Source organism: Streptomyces sp. SID14436, assembly GCF_010548465.1.
In the GTDB taxonomy this organism is placed as follows: domain Bacteria; phylum Actinomycetota; class Actinomycetes; order Streptomycetales; family Streptomycetaceae; genus Streptomyces.
In genome coordinates, this window is record NZ_JAAGMD010000302.1 from 1 (window position 1) to 3,145 (window position 3,145).

The window sequence follows — 3,145 nt, forward strand, 5'->3', positions numbered from 1 at the left end:
CCCACCGGCCCGGACACCTCCGGTGCCGGCCGGCACCGCGGTGCCCGGGCGCGGCCCGGGTCGGCGCGGCGCCGGCTGCTGGTCACGTCGGCGGTGGTCGTCAGCGCCGTCCTGGTCGCGCTGCTCGCCCTGCGGAACGCCTCCGGACCGCCGGACGCCTCGGCCAAGGACGAGTGCCGTCCCACCGACCTGCTGGAGCCGCCGTGCGGCGCCTGGTTCGGCGCGTTCGTGCCGCACGAACGGCACGACCTCGCGCAGAAGGTGGCGGCCTACGAGAAGCGCGTGGGCCGCAAGCTGGACATCGTGTACACGTACCACGACATGTCGCTGCCCGAAGGGACCCGTCGGGAGGGGCAGTTGCTCAGCCCGGAGGAGCAGGCGGTCGGCGCGGACCGGATGCTGCTGCTGTCCTGGGAGAGCAAGTGGTGGGGCGGCACGAAGCAGCAGCAGCCCACGTGGAAGCAGATCGCGTCCGGGCAGCTGGACGACACCGTCATCGACGTCCAGGCCCGGCGCGTCAAGGAGTACGGGGAGCACACCGGGAAGAAGGTCTTCCTCTCCTTCGACCTGGAGATGGACACCCGCACCCCGGCCAACGGCACCCCGGCGGAGTACGTGGCGGCGTACCGGCACATCCACGACCGGTTCCGGGAGCTGGGCGTCGACAACGTCGTGTGGACCTGGATCATCACCGGCTACCTCGGTCACGCCGACCTGTTCGAGCGGATGTACCCGGGCGACGCGTACGTCGACTGGATCGGCTACAACCAGTACAACTACTACCGCTGCCACAGGACGGAGTGGCTCGGCTTCGCGCAGACGCAGCGGGCCACGCACGAGTGGGTGCGGGCGAACATCTCCGACGAGAAGCCGCTCATGCTCTCCGAGTTCGGCACGGCCGCCGACGCGGACCGCCCGGACCGTCAGGCCGAGTGGTACGCCGAGGTGCCCGGCGTGCTGAAGGACCTGGACGGCGTCAAGGCGGCCCTGCAGTGGAACCACCGGGACCCCGGGCCGCACTGCAACCTCGCCGTGGCGGGCGACGCGGCGTGGGACAGCCTGCGCGAGGCGGTGGCCGACCCGTACCTGAACCAGCCGCTGAAGTGACCCGAAACCAGCCGCTGAAGTGACCCGACGGCGGGCCGGCACGGGCTGCGGCCCGCCGTACGCGGCACAGGTCCCGCAGCACCCCCCCTGATCAGCCGGCGAACTCCGGGCCGCGCACCGCCGCCCGGGCCCGGCGGTACCAGCGCCAGCCGACCGTCTTCGGGCCGTCCCGGTAGGGGGCGACCCGCGCGCCCCTGCCCGCCAGCCAGTCCTCCACGTCGGCGAGGGTGTGGGTGCGGCGGACGATGAGCCGGGAGATGCGGTACGGCTCGTCCCGGACGGAGCTGAGCGCGTGCCGCACCGCGGTGGCCGTCTCGTACCCGGCACGGGCCGTCATGGCCCGCACCCGGGGGCTGTTGTAGCCGTGCGGGTAGGCGAGGTGGGGCACCGGGTGCCCGAGGGTGTCCTCCAGGACGGCCTTGGAGTCGGCCAGTTCGGCACGGAGCCGGCGGGCGGTCAGGGTGTCCAGCTGGGCGTGGGTGACGGTGTGGCTGCCCACCTCCATGCCCGCGTCCTCCAGGCCGGCCACCTGGTCCAGGCCCATCATCGGGCCGGGCGGCAGCAGACTCCGGCCACCGGGTGCCAGGGCGCCGGTGGTGAGGTACGCGGTGGCGGGCAGGGCGCGCGCGGCGAGGGCCTCGGCGGTGGGACCGGGCAGGTCGGCGAACCCGTCGTCGAAGGTGAGCAGCACCGGCCGGGGCGGCAGCGGCGCCCGCCCGGCGAGATGGCCGGCGAGGGCGCTGATGGTGACGGGGGTGCGGCCGCTGTCCACGACGGCGTTGAGATGGGCCGCGAACTGCCGTGGGGTGACGGTGAACTCGGCGATCCAGTCCGGCGGGTCGTCCATCACGGCGTGGTAGAGGAACACCGGGACGGCCGGGCCCCCGCCCGGTGCCGGCTCCCCGGCCGCGCCGTCCCCCGGCCGGGGTTCTCCGTCCGTGCCGCCCGGCTCGCGTGGTGCTGTCGTCATGGCGTCTCCCTCCCGCTGTCCGCGTCCGGCCGCCGGTACCCGGCGTCCCGCAGGGCGCGGCGGGCGCGCAGGTAGCCGACCGGTCCGTAGAGCATGCCCCGGCGCTGCAGCCGGGAGAGCCGGCGGGGCCAGGGATGCGTGCGGGTGTCGTGGCCGCCGGGGGTGCCCCCGCCGTCGGTGTCGCGCACGGCGGTCAGGGAGCGGGCGTGGGCCAGCCCGCCCGGCAGCCGGGCGAGGAACGCGGGCAGCAGCGCGGGGCGGTCGACGAGGACCGCGGTGAGGTAGGCGGTGAGCCCGGCACCGTAGCCGTACGCCTGGGTCTCCAGGTCGGCCCAGGTCTCCCGGTGGTGGTGCCACACGAGGGCGTACGGCGTGTACCGCAGGCGGTGCCCCTGGGCGAGGACGCGGACGAAGCCGTACAGGTCGTCGCCGCCGCGGGCGGGGGTCCCGGCACCGGTGGCCGGGTCGAAGCCGCCCACCGCGCGCAGCACGCCGGTGCGGAAGGCCATGTTCGCGCCCGAGCCGAACCGGCCCGCGGTGAACGGGAACAGCGGCTCGTCGCGCGGCGGCCGCCGCGGGTCGTACGTCGTCGGGGTGAAGCCCTTCGCGAAGCCGCCGTGGCTCTCCAGCAGGACCTGGGCCGGGGTCCGCAGCCGGGCGGGCAGGATCAGGCCGGTGACGCAGCCGAGCCGGGGGTCGGCGGCGAAGGGCGCGGTCAGCTCGGTCAGCCAGCGGGGGTCGGCGACCACGTCGTCGTCGGTGAAGGCGACGACCTCGCCCCGGGCCCCGGCGAGCCCCGCGTTGTGGGCGACCGCGAGCCCCGGGACCGGCTCGCGCAGGTAGCGCACGCGCTCCCCGTACTTGCGGTGCACCAGGTCGTGCGTCTCGTCGGTCACGGGTGCGTTGTCGACGACGACGACCTCGAACCGCGGGTGGTCCTGGGCGAGCAGGGAGTCGAGGGCCCGGGCGAGCTGCCCGGCCCGCTCCTGGGTGGCCACGACGACCGTCGTGAACGGCGGCGCCCCCGGACCGGCCCCGGCCCCCGGACCGGCCCCGGCCCCCGGCGCC

The 3,145-nt window shown here is 75.5% G+C and carries 3 protein-coding genes; 1 reads left to right on the top strand and 2 read right to left on the bottom strand.

Annotated elements, in window-relative coordinates; translation table 11 throughout:
- The coding region (locus G3I53_RS11085) for a glycosyl hydrolase (protein WP_239063762.1) at positions 1 to 1,107 on the top strand (1,107 nt) is incomplete at its 5' end.
- A gap of 91 nt (positions 1,108 to 1,198) precedes the next feature.
- On the opposite strand, the gene G3I53_RS11090 is transcribed toward G3I53_RS11085, so the two are convergent.
- Together G3I53_RS11090 and G3I53_RS11095 are read right to left on the bottom strand one after the other, a co-directional pair.
- Complete coding sequence (locus tag G3I53_RS11090) at positions 1,199 to 1,954, bottom strand: polysaccharide deacetylase family protein (RefSeq protein ID WP_203591935.1); 756 nt, start codon at positions 1,952 to 1,954, stop codon at positions 1,199 to 1,201.
- A gap of 119 nt (positions 1,955 to 2,073) precedes the next feature.
- The coding region (locus G3I53_RS11095) for a glycosyltransferase (RefSeq protein WP_164438291.1) at positions 2,074 to 3,145 on the bottom strand (1,072 nt) is incomplete at its 5' end.

Coding starts and splice junctions, on each gene's coding strand:
- G3I53_RS11090 (WP_203591935.1), bottom strand. CDS start 1,954: ATGGACGACCCGCCGGACTGGATCGCCGAGTTCACCGTCACCCCACGG.